The organism is Streptomyces sp. NBC_00885, assembly GCF_045207475.1.
Classification (GTDB): domain Bacteria; phylum Actinomycetota; class Actinomycetes; order Streptomycetales; family Streptomycetaceae; genus Streptomyces.
In genome coordinates this window covers 8369623-8388590 of record NZ_CP108796.1, presented here as the reverse complement: position 1 = coordinate 8388590, position 18968 = coordinate 8369623, and the positions used below count along the sequence as shown (strand labels likewise).

Here is an 18968-nt window from a genome sequence, read left to right as displayed (position 1 = left end):
TGATGTAGCGCTGTGGAGTGGTCGTGCACGCTCGGCGCTCACCGCGGCCCGGGGGCGTCCAGGCTTCCGAGCAGGACGGCGCTCTTCACGCCGCCGATCTGGTACGTGAAGTTCAGGGCGAGGTGGAAATCGAGGGGACGCGTGCGCACGCCGGGTACGGGATCGAACACCAGGCCCTCTGCCGGCTCCTCGCAGTTGGCCGTGGGGCAGACCTCGCCGTGTTCCATCATGAGGAGGGTCAGTGCCACGCCGAGGCAACCGGCCGGGGCACCGTTGTGGCCGAAGCAGCCTTCCTGGGACGTCATGAGCAAATGCGCGGCGGCCTGTCCGTACAACTGCCTGACCGCATTGACCTCGAAGGCCGTGACGACCGCGTCGCCATCGCTGCCGCCGTGAATGTAGGGGATCTGCTCGATGGACCACCGCTCGCCGAGGCAGGCTCGGACGGCGGCCACCAGGCCCGTTCCGCTCTCGTCGCTCGACAGCGGATTGGCGAGTCCGTCCCGCGTCGTCGCCTGGGCAAGGATCTGCCCGTATGCGTGGGCTCCGCGCCGATGGGCGCGCTCGCGGCTTTCCAGGACGAGCGTCACCGAACCCTCGCCGTAGTTCACGCAGTCCGCACGCCTGTCGTACGGGCGCATGATGCGGTCGAACGACGGCAGGAGGGCGGGTTTGCCCGCCGAGCGGATGGACGCGTCGGCCTCCTGGGCAACACGTAACAAGCGCTGGGCGTTGCGGACCAGAGCGACGTCGAAGACGTCGACACCGGTCACCACCGCCATGTCCACCACACCGTCGGCGATCATGCGACGGGCGTGTCCGAGCTGGACGGCGGAGGAGGCACAACCGCAGGACACGGTGTAGCACGGGCCCGTGGAGCGGGTCACCGCTCCCTGCACCAGGGCGACATCGGAAGGGGAGACCGCCAGCTCGGTCCCGATGAACAGATCCATGGCCTCCAGGGGGCTGATCGTTGCGGGGTCGGCCCGCATGACTGCCTGGTAGCTGGCGACCTGGGCGTCGACTCCACCCCGCCCCGCCAGGATCGCGGCGGTGGCCAGATCCCCCGCGTACAGATCCAGTCCAGCGTCCGCACAGGCTTCGGCGAGCGACACCAGGCCGAATCGATGTGCGGAGGTGAAGTGCCGGGCGAAGACCCCGGGGAACCCGGGAAGGCGGTCCTCGAACATTGCCTTCGAAAGGTGGACCGGACCGTGATAGACACCATCGCGCAAGAGACATGAACGCCCGTGCGCGGCAATGTCCCAGACATCCACCGCGGTGAAAACTGGACGGCCTTCACCCGGCAGGCAGAAACCCATGCCCGTAACCACGGAATCCCGCGCGTTCGAGCCCGTGTGTCCTTCAACTGTCGTCGTCCGACCGCTCATGTCACACCTCCGTGTGTGTGAGGGGGCATGGCGAATCACCACACCGCTGCAGGGCTGAGCCGGGTCCGGAACGGGAAGCACTGGACCCACGGGTGAGCGGCCGGCCGCCGGCCGGGATCTGCTCGGGCATTCGCATCGATCTCGGCAGAGCTCGATGAAAGGGCATGGCGTATCCGCCGACCCCCAAGGAATTGCGGCAAAACCGACTGCGAGTTCGCCGCGGTTAAGAGCCATATTCACGGTAAGGCGTGACCGTCAGTCACCGACAGACCGGTTTCGCGGCGCTCGGAGCACTGAATGACAACAAACGCGCGCCCATATCCACCGGCGCATTCCGCAGCCCCGCGGAACCGGACCCACTGACGGAAAAGTAGGATTATCGTGCCGGAATTTCACTCGGACTATTCCGAGGGGGCCGCCGCCGAGTTCCGCGCGAAGCCGGGCGCCCGGCGGGGTGCCGGCGACGAGCAGGAGGGTGCCGGTCTCCTCCGGGTCGGCCAGGCGCAGAGAGCGCACGTGCGGCTTTCGCCACCGGTCTGGCATCCCTCGCACCGCCCTGGAGCGGGTGCGAGTGCGGGAGTTGTCGTCGTTGTTGCCGCCGCGCTTCCCGGCCGGGGCCCTCCCGGGCGGACTCCTGTAGCCGTTTGGCCGACCGCTGAAGCAATCCGCCCCTCTCCCCCGTCAGATGCAGGCCTTCTGCCTGGGCACGTGCCTTCAGGCTGACGATCAGCTACTGATCCGCAGCCAAAAACCGCGCCATCGGCGCAACGTCGGTGATCAGGAGCTGTACCGTTCCCGCGCCGCAGTCCTCAGGGCCCCGCTACAACGGAATGTGGACGTCAAGTACTGGCCCGGAGACGCGCACGGGCGGTACGTCCAGACTCTCCAGGACGTGAAGCATCGGCGTATTGACCGCGGCGACCGCGGCGGTCAGGGTGTGGTGGCCGGCACGGCGAGCCACATCCGCCGCGTGTGCGGCCAGCGCGGTGCCCAGCCCCTTGGACTGCCACTCATCCTCGACCAGCACGGCGAGTTCGCCCACCCCCGGCCGGTCGGTCCGCATGACGTTGGTCATGGCGATGATACGGTCCCGGCGCTCGACGGTGGTGGTCACCAAGGTAGTGCCGCGCTCCGGGTCTGACAGCAGCCGCCAGCCGGCCGGAGACAGCTCGGGCTTACCCGCGTGGTAGCGCAGGGCTCGACTGCCGTGCGAGCAACGGCGGTGGAGAGCCTGGACCGGTCCGAGGTCATCGGGTGTCACCTCCCGGGTCCGAGTGGTGGTGCCGTCGGTCAGCATGATCGGGTGTGCGGTGCCTCGGGGCCCGGCGTCGGGCATTCGGCAGTCTCCTCAAATCGCGAACCTGACTGATGTGCCACGGAGTACAGCGGAGCGCCAGTCCCCCGTCGGCGCAGGGCAAGTCTTTTGCCACTCCCCCGGCCGCTTCAAGACGGGTTCACGCCATACTGATCACAGATAGCACACGACCCATTACGGAACGCAGCGGAAGGGACTCCCCGGCCCAGCGTTCGCCTTGCCCTCTGCGACGGCGAGGAGTCCGGGCCGCCCACCTGACACCCGGATCGAAAGTGATGGCTGCCCAACTGGCTATTTACGCAACGCAGTTGGCGCTCTGAAGCCCAGACCACCGAGCCGTGCCCCGTGGAGCCGTCGCAGGACCGGTCGGCGATCGCGGCCCGCTGCCACATCGAGCCCCGGCCGGGGCAGGTCCGGCGCGCACGCGCGCCGGGCGCGGTGACGCTCGGCTGCCTCCCAACACGGTGGCCGGGCTGACGTTCGCGGCCCCCGGGGCCAGGCCTGCACGGCGTCCACCAGCCGCAACATGGCCCGGCGGTGGCCACGACCCGATCCGGCACCCTCTGCGCGATCAGCTCATCGACGAGCCGGGCGGGCGCCGCCCGCACCCACCGGGAGACCGAACTGGCACGGGACGGACGGGTGCCGGATCGCGACGGGGGAGGCGCGACCCGGCACCCAACTTCGAGCCTACGCCGCCGACATCGCAGCTGCGGGGCGATGTGCTAGTTGTACTGCCCGGGCAGGTTGGTTGAGTTTGTGCGACGACACGGTCTGAATCTGTGAGATGGCGAAGGCCTCCGGTTGTGGAGTGGAGCTGTCTAGGAACCGCTCCGCCAACCTGGAGGCCTTCGTGTCTCACGCTAACGCTGCTTTGACTCCTCGTGCCCGTCTTCGCCTGGCGCGTCTGATTGTTGATGACGGGTGGCCGGTCGCTCGTGCGGCCGAGCGTTATGACGTGTCCTGGCCGACCGCGAAGCGGTGGGCCGTCCGTTACGCCGAGTCCGGTGCCCAGGCCATGGGCGACCGGTCCTCACGGCCGCACCGCAGTCCTGCCCGAACCACGCAGCCGCAGGTCCGCAAGATCGTGCACCTGCGCTGGAAGCAGCGTCTGGGCCCGGTCCAGATCGCCGGACGGCTCGGCATGCCTGCCTCCACCGTGCACGCGGTCCTGACCCGGTGCCGGATCAACCGGCTCTCGCACATCGACCGCGCCACCGGCGAGCCGGTCCGCCGCTACGAACACGACCATCCCGGCGCGATGCTCCACATCGACGTGAAGAAGCTCGGGAACGTTCCCGACGGCGGCGGCTGGCGCTACGTCGGACGCGTCCAGGGCCGCAGGAACCGCGCCGCGACCCCGGACAGGCCCCGCAACAAGTACCGCGGACCGCTGCTGGGCACCGCGTTCGTCCACACCGTCGTCGACGATCATTCCCGGGTCGCCTACGCCGAGATCTGCGACGACGAGAAAGCCGCCACGGCGGTCGGTGTCCTGCGACGCGCGGTCGACTGGTTCGCCGCCCGCGGCGTGAGGGTCGAGCGGGTGCTCACCGACAACGGCTCGGCCTACCGCTCCCGGCACTGGACCCAGGCCTGCACCGAGCTGGGAATCACGCCGAAGAAGACCCGGCCCTACCGGCCACAGACCAATGGCAAGGTCGAACGCTTCCACCGCACCCTGGCCGACGGCTGGGCTCTTGGCCGCTTCTACTCCAGCGAATCAGCCCGCCGCAAAGCCCTGCCGGCCTGGCTCCATCACTACAATCACCACCGCCCCCACACCGCAACCAGCGGCAAACCACCCATCACCAGGTTGACCAACGTCCCTGGGCAGTACAGCTAGTTCAATACGCAAGGGCCGTCACCTGTTGTCGACAGCGGCCGGAACCCATGCAGGATCGCCCAACCCGGAGGGCGCGAATCCTCGAACCAACTAGCCGTAAGGCCCCCATCGAGTCGAGCACAATCTGCCGTAGGGCGCCGCGGCGGACCTCCGGACGCCGCCGGTGCCGTCGTCGCGTGGATAAGTGACCGGAAGCAGGTCCGGCGCGGTGTGCGGCTTCCGGTCACGGGCGGCGGTCCGCGAGAACGCAGAACTCGTTCCCCTCCGGGTCGGCAAGGGTGACCCAGCCCTCTTCTCCCGTTTGGCCGACGTCGGCGTGTCGAGCGCCTAGGTCGAGCAGGCGACCGACCTCTTCGTCCTGCTCCCTGTCGGTTGGGTTGACGTCGATGTGGAGCCTGTTCTTGACGGTCTTGCCCTCGGGCACGTGCGCGAATGTCAACGTCGGTGGCACTGGGCCAAGGTGGTTCTTGCCTTCAGGCACCACTGGGGAGCCAATTGTGACAACTCCGTCGTCTTCGTCCTGCACCTCGTAGTCAAGGACGGAGCACCAGAACCGGGCGAGACCATGGGGATCGGCACAGTCGATCGCAAGCTCGGTGAACTTACTGGCCATGTCAGGACCTCCCAGTCGAGTAGCGGGTCCGTCAAAGGCCACACGTTCATCGCAGTTTTCGACGGAGATGTTCGTACGTCAGCGTGCCGAGGACCACTCGACTACGCCATTGGTTTGTGGGCTCCTCACCCGTGTGCGGACGTGACGTAACCGCGGGTGCGGACCTTGGCCTTCTCCTGACCGGGATGAGGCGGGGGCCGTCGGCCGCCTGACCCTCGGCCGGGTCGAAGGAGAGCGGGCGACAGCGCGGGTCGGCGGGTCGATAATCGACATGTGCCGGATCCCGACGTCCTGCTGGAGCAGGGTCGCGCTTGCGCGCAGCGCGAGGCGTGGCTCGAGGCGTACGACGCGCTGAGTCTCGCCCGTGCCGCGCGGGAGCCGGCCGCCGCTGACCTCGAGACGCTCGCCCGCGCGGCGTACATGCTGGGGCGCGACGAGGAGTACGTGGCCGCGCTCGAGGCGGCCCACCGAGCCCATCTCGAAGCCGGGCGGGCCCCCGCGGCGGCCCGGGCCGCGTTCTGGATCGGGCACAGTCTGCTGTTCCGCGGGCAGGGTGCGCGCGCAGCCGGCTGGTTCGACCTGGGCCGGCGGCTCGTCGACGAGTCGGGCGAGGACTGTGTGGAGCGCGGCTACCTGCTGATCCCCCTCTGGCTGCGGCAGATGGGGAGGGGCGACTGGGAGGACGGGTTCGCCACCGCCGCCGAGGCGGCGGCCATCGGTGACCGCTTCGGTGACGCGGACCTCGCGTGGCTGGCGAGGGACGACCAGGCCCGGGCGTTGGTCAAGCAGGGCAGGACGGAGGAGGGTCTCGGTCTCGCCGGTGAGCTCCTCGTGGTGGTCTGCTCCGGGGCGCTCTCCCCGGTGGTGAGCGGCATCGTCTACTGCAACACGATCGACTTCTGCCACGACGCCCAGGAGGTCCGGCACACGCGCGAGTGGACCGACGCGCTCGCGGCCTGGTGCGCGGACCGCCCACAGATGGTCGCCCACAACGGCCTGTGCCTGGTGCACCTCGCGGAGATGCTTCAGCTGGAAGGCGCCTGGGACGACGCGGCACGCGAGGCCGGGGTGGCCGCGGAGCGGTTCACCGGCGGGATGCTCAACCGGATCGCGACCGGGAAGGCGCACTACCGGCAGGGGGAGATCCACCGCCTCCGCGGGGACGTCGACGCGGCGGAAGCGTGCTACCGCGCGGCCAGCGAGCTGGGCTGCGACCCGCTGCCCGGGCTCGCCCTGCTCAACCTCGTCCAGGGCCGGGTCGACGCCGCGGCTGCGGCGATCCGGCGGGGCATGCTCGAACAGGTGGAGGCGCTGCAGCAGGCGGCGCTCCTCCCGGCGTACGTCGAGATCATGCTGGCGCTGGGCGACCTCGACGCGGCACGGGCGGCCTGCGAGCAGTTCGAGCTGATCCTCAGGCGCCATCGCACCGAGGCTCTTGTCGCCGCCCATGCCCATGCCCGCGCGTCGCTCGACCTCGCCCGTGACGAGGTCGAGCCGGCACTGCGGGGCGCCCGCCGGGCGTTCGAGGGCTGGGCCGACCTCGGGGCGCCGTACCACGCGGCGCGGGCGAGGGTGCTGGTGGGCCGGGCCTGCCGGGCTCTCGGTGACGAGGAGTCGGCCGCGCTGGAGCTGGAGTCGGCGAGGACGGCCTTTGCCGGACTGGGTGCGGCGCCCGACCTGGCTGCCGTCGAGGCGCTCGGCACTCCGCCTCGGGACCGGCACGGCCTGTCTGCGCGGGAGGTCGAGGTGCTGGGGCTGCTGGCGGGCGGGCTCAGCAACAAGGAGATCGGCGAGCGGCTCGTGATCAGCGAGCACACCGTGGCCCGGCACCTCCAGAACATCTTCACCAAGCTCGACGTGGGGTCGCGGACTGCGGCGAGCGCGTTTGCCTTCGAACACGGCCTGGCCCGCGCCCGTGGTCGGTCCTGACCACGGGTCGGGTCACCGAATGGTGCGTTCGAGCGATGCCGGACCCCGAGCCGTCTCCGTAGCGTCAAGGCCATGACCGGCCCCGCCCGGGGGCCGCCGGGCGAAGGAGGCCGAGATGTACGTCGTGGCCAAGCATGCGATCCAGGACCCCAGCACCGCCTTCCCGCGTGGAGAGCGGCTGCAGACCGGGGACGGCGCTCCCGAGGGCGTCCGGGTCCTGCAGTTCTACCCCAGCACGGACACCTCGCAGGTGGTGTGCCTGTGGGAGTCGCCTTCCGTGGCGACGGTCCAGGAGTACGTCGACACGATCCTGGGCGACTCGAGCATCAACACGTTCTTCGAGGTCGCGGCCGAGCCGGCGTTCAGCGAGCGGCCGCTCGGTCTGGCCACGGTGCCGATGATGCATCGTCGAGAGGCCGCATCCCACTGACCCAGAACATGACGCCGGCCTGCCTCTTGCCTGCGTGGACAAGAGGCAGGTCGGCGTCGCTCTCAGGTCACTGCACCTGAGACCCCGGACTCCCCAACTGACGGCGGACTCAGTGCTGTTGGAACACAACAAGCGCGGTGGGGCTGCGGACCGGTGGGAAGGTGGCGGTCACTGTTCGGCAATGAGATTGGGCAGTTTGCGCATGTCGTGGAACACGACGGTGTCGGCGCCTTCCAGCCGCTCGGCCGGGGTCAGTCCGCCGGCATAGCCGAAGGCCCGCATGCCGGCGGCGCGGGCGGCCTGGACGCCGGGCCGGCTGTCCTCGACCACCACACAGGCCGCTGGGTCGACTCCCATTTTCTCAGCGGCGTACAGGAACAAGTCCGGGGCGGCGTCGAGTGCCTCGGGCAATCCCTCGACGGGGGACAACCCGGCATCCACCGCGTCATGGTGGAGCTGTTCGAAGCGCTCCCACCAGATTGCGGCCGCCTCGTGGCCGAGCCTGGCCGAGACTTGCTCGCGGATGGAGGCGCTGGAGCGCCCGATGAACCGGTCGACGACTTCGTCCTCGGTGAGCGGCCAGCCCAGTTCCGCCCCCAAGGTGACCTGGACGCGTGCCGCGATGCGTTCACTGTCGACCAGCACCCCGTCGCAGTCGAATATCACGAGTTCAATCGGCTTGATCATCCCCGCAGCATAGGAGCCTGTTCGGTCAGGCGGCCTCGATATTCTCGGGGCGTTCGACGAACCGGCTGCGCGACCTCGTGTTCATCTACCTTCTCGTGGTGGCGGGAAGCGAGGCCTCGCAGTGGATGTGGCGCGGCTCTTGGCGGTGGATTCGGATGCGGCCCTTTCCGGCAGCTTTGGCCTCGTACATGGCCAGGTCGGCGTTGTGCAGGAGTTCGTCGGGCGTGATCCCGGGAGTGGCTACCGCGATTCCGATGGAAGCCGAGACCGCGGCATCAGTGCTGCCGATGCGGTACGGCTTCGCCAGGGCGGAGAGGATCCGTTCCGCAACTTCCCCGGTCCGGAACTGGCTTGCTCCCGCCTCTCCCTCCAGCAGTGCGGCGAACTCGTCACCGCCCAGACGGGCGGCCGTGTCTTCAGCACGTACTGATGCCTGGAGCCGGCGGGCAGCCTGAACGAGCACGGCATCGCCTGCGGCGTGTCCGGCGGAGTCGTTGACCGCCTTGAAACCGTCGAGGTCCAAGAGGAGCAGCGCAGGCGGGGTCGTGGATGTGGTCCTCTTCCGCAGTGCGTGCGTGACTCTGTCGGCGAACAACGCCCGGTTGGGCAATCCGGTCAGCGCGTCGTGGAATGCCAGGTGCTCAAGCTCTGCCTGCATCGCGGCCCGCTCGGTCACATCACGGCTGTTGAAGACGAGCCCGTCGGGGTGGTGGCTGATCGTCGATTCGACCTGGCGCCATCGCCCGTCGGCGGCCCGAACCCGACAGGACACGTAGCTGCCGGGGCCGCGGGCACCCGACTCGGCCTCCTGGCGCAGTTTCTCGACGGCTTGCATCAGTTGGTCCAGGTCGTCGGGGTGGGCGTACAGCGGCAGGCGGGCGCCTACGAGATCCTCGGGCCGGTATCCGAAAACCTGGCGGACGGCAGGACTGATGTAGAGCAGGCGACCCTCCGGGCCGACGATGGTGATCACGTCGCTCGACCCGTCGACCAGCGTGCGGTAATGGGCTTCACGTGCTGCGGCCTCCCGCGTGATACGCAGATGGTCGGCGTGGGTGACGCCTTGTCGGATGCCGAGCCCGAGAAGCACAGAACCTGCCAGGACGACCATCACGACATCGGTGTGGCCGCCGGCAAGGGTGTGCGCCGCCATGGCCAGCACACAGACGACCACGGGCACAAAGGCCGCCACTACCCCGACGACAGGCATCTCCCGCTGGTCGACTCCCACCACGCTGGCGCCGCCGGGCAGCCACGGCGAGGCGGCGACGAGGAACAGCCCGGTCATCGAGCATGTCGGCGCGAGTGGCATCCCGTACCAGGCGCCGGGCGCGGTCAAGAGGATGCGCAGCATGTCGCTCATCGCCAGGAGGACGAGAGCCACGGTCGACACGGTGACCGATGTGCGCTCCCCCCGTCTCAGGCAGAAGCGCAGGGCGACCAGAAGTCCCAGGACAAGGATGTCCGTCACGACGCGGGCAAGATCCAACAGCGACCCCGACACATCACCGCCTTGTTCGCCGCGATGCATGAGCAGCACCCAGCTCAGCGTGAGCAGCGATCCTGCGATCATCCATCCGTCCAGGAGCCGCCGTAACCAGACGAGGGTCGTGCCGCCGTCCGCGGCTGCCACCACCAGTCCGGCGACACCCAGCCCCAGACAAACGGTGAGCCCTGCAACTGCCAGCAGCTCAACCACAGAAGAGAGAACAGAAGAGCCTCTTGAAGTCGAAGCGAGCTGCCCCAGCACCAGGTGGTGAAGACCACCCCCTGCCACCGAAGCAGCGAGGAGCATCATGCGAGGACGCACCCTGCCCGGCGCTGTCCGGGTACGGGCAAGCAGAGAGAGGGCGGCCACCGCGTGCGCTGCCGGCACGCCGATGCCTGCCCCCAGTGACGCGGCCGCCGTCACACCCACTCCCCCTGCGGCGGTGACCGCAGACCCGATGCACAGCGCCTTGCCCACCCTTGCCACCTGCAGCCGGCCGCCAGAGGCGGCGTGAATCGAACCACCCCGACCGGCCCCTCCCCGCATCATGCGAACCCCCGAGGTGATCGAGCTCAGAAGGGCAGACACAAGCTCCCTGGACAGCTCCGTGGTCTACTCAAGTGCGATAAGAGGGTAGAGGGATCTATTGCCCGAGTCGTATGACCGCGAGGGGGTTTCACCTGAAATAGCGACAGCTTCTGTGCGCCGATGACACCGCGTCGTCGAGCTGGTAGCCGAGACCCGGCAGCGTCCCGTGGCCTCGGTGTGCAGGTCGAGTTCAACGACCGTGTGGGGTGCGGAGGCGACCAGGCTGCCTGCACCTCCCCTTGGCCGGGCGCGCCACGAACCAACCGGGCATCACCGCACATAAGGTGCGGAAGCATGGACGTCGGAACAAGGATCGGTCGCCACCACGGCGCGGGAAGCGGGACTCGATGAAGCTGTCGCTGCTCAGGAGCCGCACACGCCGCACGGTGGCCGTCGCGCTGGCTGCCTGCTGCGTGAGCCTTGCACCGGTGACCGCAGGTGCCCCGGCGTCCGCCACACGCGTGTGGCGGCTGGAGTTGGCCGACGACTTCGACGGGGCAGCGGGCAGTCTGCCCGACGCCGACAAGTGGATCATCGATCTCGGCACCGGATACCCCGGCGGTCCACCCCAGTGGGGCACCGGCGAGGTCCAGACCTACACCGCGGACCCGGCCAACCTCAGCCGCGACGGCAATGGCAACCTGCGGATCACACCGCTGCGGGACCGTGCCGGGCGATGGACCTCCGGACGTATCGAAACCCGCCGCAGCGACTTCCAGCCTCCCGCCGGCGGAAGACTGCGCATCCAGGCCCGCATCCAACTCCCCGCCGTCACCGGCCCCGCCGCCGAAGGCTACTGGCCCGCCCTGTGGACCATGGGCGCGCCCTTCCGTACCGGCCAGGCACCCTCACCCACCGCCGGCGAGTTCGACATCGTGGAGAACGTGAACGGCCTCAACCGCATCTGGGGCGTCATGCACTGCGGCACCCCCACCGGCGGCCCGTGCAACGAAAGCACCGGCATCGCCGCCACCACCAGCTGCCCGCGTACACGCTGCACCGGCCACTTCCACACGTACACCCTCGACTGGGATCGCACCGCCCAGCCCGAGCGGCTGAGCTGGTCCGTCGACGGCAGGCAATTCCACACCGTCAGCTCGGCACAGGTGGACGAGGCCACCTGGACTGCCGCCACCGGCCACGGGCACTTCATCCTCCTCAACCTGGCCATCGGCGGCGGCTTCCCCAACGCTCTCGCCGGGAAGAGCACACCCACCCCGAGGACCCGCCCCGGCAGTCCCATGCTCGTCGACCAGGTCTCCGTCCTCACCAGCGGCACCGCCTGACGAACCTCGCGACCACCGCTGCGCCCGTCCGGGCGGTCGCCCGCCGGTGAGGCGCGACTGGCTAGAGCTCGACCACCGGGCAGGTAAGGGTGCGGGAGATGCCTTCGACCTGCTGGATCCGGGCGATCACCAGGCGGCCCAGGTCATCCACGGTCTCCCCCTCGGCCTGTGCGATCACGTCGTACGGGCCGGCCACCGCCTTGGCTCGCAGCACGCCGGGGATGGCCGACACCGCCGCGGCAACATCACGTGCCGTGCCCGCTCGGGTCTGGATCAAGATGTAGGCCTCGACCATGACGAACCTCCCTGCGCCTCGCAGCAGGCACTCCCGCGGGGCGGGCGCCACGGCGCTGTGCCCTCGCGGACAAGGCCAGTGTGCGCCGTCGTGCGACGCGTGACCACGTGGCAGGGGAGGTGGCAGGGTCCCGACAGAACTGCTGTCAGGGTGATACGCGAGGCGGCGGTCGCGATGACGCAGCTGACGCCATCCTGCCGGGTATCAGGGCGTGGCTGGAGCCGGTGCCGAGAGATAGGGGAATGACCTCGTGCCGCGCGGCGGAACGGCGAAGGTCGCTCGGCTGCGGACCTCGATGAAAGCGTTGATGCCGTTGCGACGCCGGACTCCGACCGCGGGGTGGTGGGACGGTGCGTCTGCCGCGTTCATCACCGCGCGGGTCGCGTGGAAGTCCTCCATCGTGCGCTGCAGGGACACGAAGTGTGTGCCGGGTGTGCCGTGGTCGAGGGTGGCGAAGTCCCTGCGGTTGATACGGGCGCGGCCGTTCAGGCGGGCTCGTCCGGTGGCCTGGGCGTGGCCGACGACTCCGTGAGACGCGGCCGTGGCGGGCAGGTCATCGGCGTCGCTCCGCGCGTCTTCCACCAGTTTCCCGGCGGCTTCGGCGCTGACGCGTGGGGAGAACATGTGGCCGCTGCGGGCGTCCGCGTCCTGCTCGTACCAGCTGTCGAGGTCGAGCGTCAGATAGCTCACGTGCATCGTCGTCCCACCGGCGAGCGGCCCCTCGGTGATGGTGATGCTGTCCTCGTCGGCCTGGTTGCCGCGCAGACCCGAGTGGAAGCCGAGCATCAGCGGCGCGCTCCGAGGCAGGCCCGCGCCGGGCAGCCGCCGGGCAGGCAGGCCACGGCCCACGAATCCGGTCCGTACCTCGCGCAGCCGCAACCGGGTGCGCTGGTCGAGGGGGCCCGCTCCGAAGAGCCGGCCGCTGATGTCTGCCAGCAACTCCTCGTCGTCGCCGGCGAGATGAAGACAGGCATCGATCTCTTCGAGGACGGGATTCTCCCAACGGGCCATGGGCAGCGGCCGCCCGACCGGAGAGCGGCGCAGGGGGGTGTGCCGCTCGAACCAGCCGGGTCCCCAGGCCAGAGCGGTGAGCAGTCCGTCCGGGCCGTACGGGAACTCCGCCTCGAGACTCTGGAGCGCACCCTCCAGCCGGGCGACGTCGTCCGGCGTCGGCGTACCCACGACGTCGAGCATCAACAACCGGTGGAACAGTGGTGCCAGGGGCCGGCCATCGGGATCGGTACGGAACGTCGACTCCCAGGCGTGCTGGGCTTCGGGGAGCGAGGTCATGAGAAGTCCTCGGGGTCGGGGCCCGGCTGGTCGTCCGTGTCCGGGCGGAGATGGGCGAAAGCCGCGGCCCAGTCCGCGACCGGCTCCCCGGGCTCGTTGTAGAGGGCGAAGGTGGTGGAGCGGGCCGCAGGGATCTCGACCGCCGCCACAAGCGTGGCGGCGATGTCGGCACGGGCCACCATGCCGTCGGGCCTCGGGTGCTGGGTGAAGGTCAGGGCGTGGGAACCCGGGGGGTCGTCCGTGAACCAGGTGGGCCGCACGACCGTGTAGGGCAGGCCACCGGCGCGCAGCTCCTCCTCCGCGGCGACCCGGCCCGGCAGCAGCGCGTCGTCGATCCGGTTGAGGGGGTGGGCCGGCCCGTGGCCGACGGCGAAGGAGCTGAGGAGCACCAGATGCGGCAGTTCGCCGACGGGCGTGGCTGCGGCCATCAGAGTGCGTACGGCCTGGTGCGTGTGGCGCCAGGCGTTGCCGCGCCGCGGGATGAGCACGATCGCGTCCGCGCCGTCGAGGGCCCGGCCGACAGCGGGATCGTCCCCGAGATCGGTGAGTTCGACGACGCCGTGGCCCCGCTCGCGAGCCACGCCGGCGACCAGCAGACCGGTGGACCCGCGATAGCCCGATGCCGCGATCACGATCCGAGCCATGGTCACGCACCTTCGTCGACGGTGAACGCGGCCTTGCCTGCCACGCGGCGCTCTCGGAGGGCTTCCATCGCTTCCGGGAGCCGCTCCCATGAGCCTGTCCAGCCCACTACAGGATCCATCTGCCCGGCGGCCATCAGCCGCAGCAGTACGGAGAGATCCCCGCCAACCGGTTCGCCGGAGCCGAACACCCAGAACGGGTGGAGCGTCTGACGGACATGCGGAACGAAGGAGGAGATCGTCAGAGCGGCCGGCAGCCGCGACGACGTGCCCAGGAGCACGATGTGCCCCAGCGGGGCGAGCAGTTTGAGCGCGGTCGTCAGCACCTCGCCGCCGACGGACTCGACGATGAAGTCGAACTCCCCTTTCAGACTGCCGAGTTCATCGATGACCGTCCGTGCCCCGAGCGCCGCCACGTCCAGCGACCTGTGACTGCCGGACAGTGCCGTGACCTCGGCACCCCCTGCCGCCGCGAGCTGGACGGCGAACGACCCGACGCCGCCGCTCGCGCCGGTGATCAGCACCCGCTGCCCCAACAGCGCACCGCCGCGGCGAAGCGCGCGCAGAGCCGTCAGCCCGGCCACGCCCAGCGTCGCCGCCTGCAGCACCTTCACCGTGTCCGGCAGGGGCGCGATCCGGGTGGTTGGGACCGCCACGTACTCGGCCCAGCCACCGAAGTCGACCATCGCCGCCACGCGGGTCCCGGCCGCCGGACCACTGCCGTCGGCCGCGGCGCGGACCACGGTTCCGGCGAGGTCCTGGCCCGGGCGCCACCCCTCCTCACGCCGGGCGAACAGGCCCAGCTCCCCACGGTTGACGGAGAAGGCCCCGACCCGCACCAGCGCCTCCCCGGGCTCGGGTCTTGGCGCCGGTACGTGCCGGAGGTCCGGGCCTTCGGGCGTGCCGACGTAGGCGCGCATGGTCACGGGGTCAGCGGGGAGAGGGGCAGGATTCATGACGTTCACGCTAGGAGCGAGGGAGCGCCGGAGGGAAAGACCGGTGTGCTCTCGACTCATAGGCAACGCTTCTGAATCCCAACCCCGATCCGCGATACATGTGCCGAATCCCGATTCCGATGCCGTTCCCGATTCCGGCGACTTCCGCGTGCCTATTCTGGTGGCGATGACACCTGAGGCGAGATTGCTCCGCTACTTCCTGGCCGTTGCCGAGGAATCCAATTTCACGCGGGCCGCCGAGCGGCTGCACATCGCGCAGCCCGCCCTGAGCGCGCAGATCCGTCAGCTCGAGGCCCAGCTCGGCGTGCGGCTGCTGGAGCGTACGACGCGCAGGGTGGAGCTGACGGATGCCGGACGGGCGGTCCAGGATCGTGGAGCCGCCGTGCTTGCAGCGCTCGACGAGGTCTGGGACGCCGCGCGGCGAGCGGGCCGCGGTGAGTTGGGCCGCCTGCGGCTCGCCTACAGCACGAGCACTGGCTACGGCACGGTCCCGCAGCTGGTCGAGGCCATGCGCGCCCGCCACCCCGAGGTACACGTGAGCGCCGAGCCGGTGCGTACGCCCGATATCGCGCGCGCGGTGCTCGACGGACAGGCGGACGCGGGCGTCGCGCGTACGCCCGAGCCGGTCGCAGGCGTACGGCTGCGCCCGGTGCGCCGGGAGCGGCAGGGCGTGCTCCTCGCGGCCAGGCACCCGCTGAGAGCCGACGCGCCGGGGAGTGTGGAGCTCGCGGCCGTTGCGGAGTTCCCGGTGGTGGTGCACGCGCGGGAGGCGAATCCCGCGCACTACGACCAGGTGGTCGAGATGTTCCGCCGGGCCGGTGCGACGCCCCGGCTGATCGAGCGGTCGGTAGCGTTCGACCCCACACAGCGGGTGCTGCGCGACGGGCACACGGTGGGTCTGGTGGGTGAGGGGATGGCGGACGGCTTGGCCGACTGGCTGCGCTGGGCACCGGTGGCCGGCCGTGTGGACGAACTGGTGACTCAAATCGTCTTTCCGGAGGGCGAGTTGCCTCCCGTGACGGCGCGCTTCGAGGAAGTGGCGGCCACTGTCGCCGAAGCGGCGGGCTGGCTCACCTCGGCGGGCGGGGCGGCCTGAACCGGATCCTCGGCGGCCATCCAGTGCCGCATCGCTTCAAGGAGTGCAGCGATGACGGCCGCCCTCTCCCTCTCGTCCGGCTCGCGGGGTGCTCCCTCGTACACAGTCATTTCTCCCTTCTGAGTCGGGCCGCCCGGTCCGGTAGCGCACCTGCGGGCGCTGGACCGGGCGGCCCCTCACACGGCGCCCCTTGGGGCGGGGATGAGGCCGGCCAGGGACTGCGCCGTCCCGTGCTGTGCGTGCCGGGTAGGGGCCCAGTCGACCAGGGACGCCCCCACGGACATGCCGCCACCGAAGGCAGCCAGCAGGACGCGGTCGCCGACGGCCAGTCGGTTCTGCCGATGCGCCTCGTCGAGGGTGACGGGGACGGAGGCGGCACCGGTGTTGCCGTACCGCTCCAGCGTCAGATGCAGTGCGGCTGATCCAAGCCCCAGGTCGGGCCAGACCTCCGCGAGCATCACCCCGTTGGCCTGGTGCGGGACGAAGTGGTCGACGGCTTCGCCGGTGACCCCTGCGGTGGCGAGCAAGTCCTGTACGGCCGCAGGCAGTTGCTCCTGCACGAAGCCACGCACCCCCCGCCCTTCCATCTGGAAGTAGTGATCGCCTCCGGCGAGAGTCGCCGTGGAGGCGGGGAGCCGGCTGCCGCCCGCCGTCACGCCGATGAGATGGTGCTGGTCGCCCCGGGTGAGCAGGCTGGTCCTGATGACTCCCTGCCCCTGGTCGACCGGCCCGATGACCGCAGCACCCGCGCCGTCGCCGAAGAGGGCGGCAGTTCTGCGGTCGGAGTAGTCGAGGATGCGGGAGTAGATGTCTGCCCCCACGACCAGACCGTATGTCGCCCGGTCGTCTGCCTGGAGCAGCCGCTGGGTGACGGTGAGTGCGTAAATGAAGCCGCTGCACACCGAGTTGAGGTCGAAGCCCGCCGCGTTCCGCGCGCCGAGCAGGCTCTGGACGATCCCGGCCGTAGCGGGCTGCGGCTGGTCCGGGGTCGAGGTGGCGACGACGATGTACGACAGGTCCGCCGACCGCAGTCCGGCCTGGTCCAGCGCCCGCCTGGCCGCCTCGGCCGCCAGGTCCGAGGTGGCCTCCCCCGGGGCGGCCCGCCGACGCTGACGGATTCCCGTCTTGCGGACGATCCATTCGTCCGTCACCCCGGCACCCCGGGCGATCTCCTCATTCCCCACGACGGTGGCTGGGAGGTAGGACCCTGTGCTCACAATCCCGATCGGGCCGTACATATCGCCTCCTGCGTGTCGGGCGGTCATCGGATGCTTTCTGCCGGAACCAGGGTCAGCGCCGGGGTGTGGCCGGGGACGATCCGCTGCCAGCCCGCACGAGCCGCGTGGTCCGCGAGCACGGGGTCCTCCCCCACGACGACGGGCCGGCCCACCGAGGCGAGGAGCTCGAGATCGCTCGAGTGGTCCCCGTAGGCACTGCACTCCGCGAGGTCGAATCCCCTCACGGCCGCGGTGGCCCGCGCGGCGCGCCCCTTGACCGATCCGATCACGGGGGTAAGCACCTCCCCGGTGAGCCTGCCCCGGCGGATCAACGGCCGGGTGCCGATGGCCCAATGGGCGCCGAGATGTTCGGTGACCGGCTCCAGGCAGGCGAAGAAGGAGCCTGACAGCAGAACCACGAACTCGTCCTGCTGCAGGTGGCGTTGGAGCCGTGTCCGCGTTTCGGGGATGAACAGACCCCCCTTCTCCTGCTCGGCGGTGAACCACTCGCGGCCGGCCCGGGCCAGCTGCTGTGCACTGTGACCCGCGTAGAAGCGGTAGTAGTGGCGGTTGATGTCCTTGCGGGGCACTCCCAGCCCTGCCGAGTGGCGCAGTTCGGCGGACAGGCGCCCGTAGGTGGCCTCGGGCTCGCCCCGCTTGCGCAGATAGAACTCCAGGAAGCTGAACATGCTCTTGACGTTGATCAGCGTCTCGTCCACGTCGAAGAAAGCGGCCGAGGTCTCCCATACGGGCGGATTCAGGTACCTCATGACCGCAGCCCGACGCGGCTGAGGGTGAGGGAGAAGACGCACAGTGTCTCGCCGTCCTGGTCGGCCACGACCCGCACCGGCAGCCGGCCGGCTGACTCGGCCGCGGCGGGGTCCAGCTCCACGGTGCCGCCCTGCGTGTAGTACACGTCCTCGTCGACGGCCGGGGCTTGGCGCTCCTCGCCCACCTGGCAGGTGATGACGGTCGTCTTCTCCAGCTCACCGAACTGGCTGAAGACCACGGACAGGGCTGTGGGGAGGGTCTTGGACGGGGACATGCCGCGGGCCTCCAGCGCGGTAAGCAGGGCGATCTGCCGGGCGGCCTCCGCGATCACCATGCCTGGGAGGTGGTCCTGGGGGTGGTCGAACATGCTCGGGTGGTCACCCGGTATCCGCAGCACCGCCCGCGCGGTGTCGTCCTTGGTCTCGGCGTCGGCGAGCACCACGTTGCGAGGGTTGGTCCGGCCGACGAGGTACGGGTCCACAGCCGTGGCCGGCGTGGTGTCCTCGTGCGTACCCGATGACGGCAGCGGCGTTCCGCCGCGGTTCCTCAGCCGCAGCTCCATGTAGTCCGAAGGTGACTTGAACCGCAGGCCTACGGAGGCGGTGCCGATCTCGATCCGCCCGACGAACAGGCCGATCTCGTAGTCCAGTCCGGTGGTACGGCCCTCTCGCCGTCGGTGGGCGACGACCGTCACCCGCATCGACAGCGCGCAGGGGGCCGTCCCCACGGCTATGCGTTCCGGGCGCGTCAGCTGGATACGCAGATGAGTGAGGATGAACTTGTGGTCGGCCGGGACCCCGTAGAACTCATGGGCGCCGGCCAGGCAGGACTGCCTGCACGCCTCCAGGAGCAGCACCGGGTCGTAGGCGCTGGGGCGCAGCAGATGGTCACCGTAGTAGGCGTGGGAGCGCGGGAGTTGAGCGGCCGCCGCGTAGCACGTGTCGCCGAGCGGCCGCAGATCGGTGAGGAACACCTCGCCCAGCGAGTCCCGGTGCACCAGTGCGCGGTCGACCGTCCGGGTGTAGGTCAGTTCGGCGTCCTCTGGTGTGAGGTCGTCCAGCGAGAGAGTCGTGGTCGTCATGGTCAGAGCCCTGCCTTTGTGAGGTGGGTCGGCCCTGTGCGGCGGAC

General features: G+C 69.9%; 17 protein-coding genes. 5 read left to right on the top strand and 12 right to left on the bottom strand.

Features of this window, described 5'->3' with window-relative positions; genetic code table 11:
- Positions 1-38: 38 nt before the first annotated feature.
- Positions 39-1391, bottom strand: coding sequence for a beta-ketoacyl synthase N-terminal-like domain-containing protein (locus tag OHA61_RS38165; protein WP_406306973.1), 1353 nt, complete (start codon positions 1389-1391; stop codon positions 39-41).
- An 820-nt stretch (positions 1392-2211) separates the two neighbouring features.
- The gene (locus OHA61_RS38160) at positions 2212-2727 is read right to left on the bottom strand and encodes a GNAT family N-acetyltransferase (protein ID WP_406306972.1); all 516 of its coding nucleotides are present in this window, start codon (positions 2725-2727) and stop codon (positions 2212-2214) included.
- Positions 2728-3559: 832 nt separating this feature from the next.
- Between OHA61_RS38160 and OHA61_RS38155 the strand changes: the two genes are divergently transcribed.
- Complete coding sequence (locus OHA61_RS38155; RefSeq protein WP_406305180.1) at positions 3560-4552, top strand: IS481 family transposase; 993 nt, start codon at positions 3560-3562, stop codon at positions 4550-4552.
- A gap of 223 nt (positions 4553-4775) precedes the next feature.
- Here OHA61_RS38155 and OHA61_RS38150 read toward each other — a convergent pair whose 3' ends face one another.
- Entirely contained in the window at positions 4776-5165 is a 390-nt protein-coding gene (locus OHA61_RS38150) for a VOC family protein (RefSeq protein WP_361913367.1), read from the bottom strand.
- 273 nt (positions 5166-5438) lie between these two features.
- On the opposite strand from OHA61_RS38150, the gene OHA61_RS38145 reads away from it, so the two are divergent.
- Positions 5439-7094 (top strand): LuxR C-terminal-related transcriptional regulator, encoded by a 1656-nt coding sequence (locus tag OHA61_RS38145; RefSeq protein WP_406306971.1) that lies wholly within the window; start codon positions 5439-5441, stop codon positions 7092-7094.
- Positions 7095-7209: 115 nt separating this feature from the next.
- The gene (locus OHA61_RS38140; protein WP_324973673.1) at positions 7210-7524 is read left to right on the top strand and encodes a hypothetical protein; all 315 of its coding nucleotides are present in this window, start codon (positions 7210-7212) and stop codon (positions 7522-7524) included.
- Positions 7525-7692: 168 nt separating this feature from the next.
- Here OHA61_RS38140 and OHA61_RS38135 read toward each other — a convergent pair whose 3' ends face one another.
- Both OHA61_RS38135 and OHA61_RS38130 read right to left on the bottom strand, forming a co-directional pair.
- The gene (locus tag OHA61_RS38135) at positions 7693-8211 is read right to left on the bottom strand and encodes an HAD family hydrolase (protein WP_406306970.1); all 519 of its coding nucleotides are present in this window, start codon (positions 8209-8211) and stop codon (positions 7693-7695) included.
- Between the two features lie 85 nt (positions 8212-8296).
- Entirely contained in the window at positions 8297-9910 is a 1614-nt protein-coding gene (locus OHA61_RS38130; protein WP_406306969.1) for a diguanylate cyclase domain-containing protein, read from the bottom strand.
- A gap of 806 nt (positions 9911-10716) precedes the next feature.
- Between OHA61_RS38130 and OHA61_RS38125 the strand changes: the two genes are divergently transcribed.
- Complete coding sequence (locus tag OHA61_RS38125; RefSeq protein ID WP_406306968.1) at positions 10717-11574, top strand: glycoside hydrolase family 16 protein; 858 nt, start codon at positions 10717-10719, stop codon at positions 11572-11574.
- 61 nt (positions 11575-11635) lie between these two features.
- On the opposite strand, the gene OHA61_RS38120 is transcribed toward OHA61_RS38125, so the two are convergent.
- From OHA61_RS38120 to OHA61_RS38105, 4 genes are all read right to left on the bottom strand, one after another.
- Positions 11636-11869, bottom strand: a complete 234-nt coding sequence (locus OHA61_RS38120) for an Lrp/AsnC family transcriptional regulator (protein WP_266485718.1) — start codon at positions 11867-11869, stop codon at positions 11636-11638.
- Between the two features lie 204 nt (positions 11870-12073).
- Positions 12074-13159, bottom strand: coding sequence for a hypothetical protein (locus OHA61_RS38115; protein ID WP_406306967.1), 1086 nt, complete (start codon positions 13157-13159; stop codon positions 12074-12076).
- The gene (locus OHA61_RS38110) at positions 13156-13803 is read right to left on the bottom strand and encodes an NAD(P)H-binding protein (RefSeq protein ID WP_406306966.1); all 648 of its coding nucleotides are present in this window, start codon (positions 13801-13803) and stop codon (positions 13156-13158) included. The genes OHA61_RS38115 and OHA61_RS38110 overlap by 4 nt, the downstream gene beginning before the upstream one ends.
- A 2-nt stretch (positions 13804-13805) precedes the next feature.
- Positions 13806-14756, bottom strand: a complete 951-nt coding sequence (locus OHA61_RS38105) for a zinc-binding dehydrogenase (RefSeq protein WP_406306965.1) — start codon at positions 14754-14756, stop codon at positions 13806-13808.
- Between the two features lie 166 nt (positions 14757-14922).
- Here OHA61_RS38105 and OHA61_RS38100 point away from each other — a divergent pair, with 166 nt between their 5' ends.
- On the top strand, positions 14923-15852 hold the full coding sequence (locus OHA61_RS38100) for a LysR family transcriptional regulator (protein WP_406306964.1): 930 nt from the start codon (positions 14923-14925) through the stop codon (positions 15850-15852).
- Between the two features lie 176 nt (positions 15853-16028).
- Here OHA61_RS38100 and OHA61_RS38095 read toward each other — a convergent pair whose 3' ends face one another.
- The 3 genes from OHA61_RS38095 to OHA61_RS38085 are packed head-to-tail and all read right to left on the bottom strand — an operon-like array spanning position 16029 to position 18921.
- The gene (locus OHA61_RS38095; RefSeq protein ID WP_406306963.1) at positions 16029-17090 is read right to left on the bottom strand and encodes a 3-oxoacyl-ACP synthase III family protein; all 1062 of its coding nucleotides are present in this window, start codon (positions 17088-17090) and stop codon (positions 16029-16031) included.
- Positions 17091-17113: 23 nt separating this feature from the next.
- Entirely contained in the window at positions 17114-17839 is a 726-nt protein-coding gene (locus OHA61_RS38090; RefSeq protein WP_406306962.1) for an HAD family hydrolase, read from the bottom strand.
- Positions 17836-18921: a ScbA/BarX family gamma-butyrolactone biosynthesis protein gene (locus tag OHA61_RS38085; protein ID WP_406306961.1), complete on the bottom strand. Its 1086-nt coding sequence runs from the start codon at positions 18919-18921 to the stop codon at positions 17836-17838. Before OHA61_RS38085 ends, OHA61_RS38090 begins: the two co-directional genes overlap by 4 nt.
- Between the last annotated feature and the right edge of the window lie 47 nt (positions 18922-18968).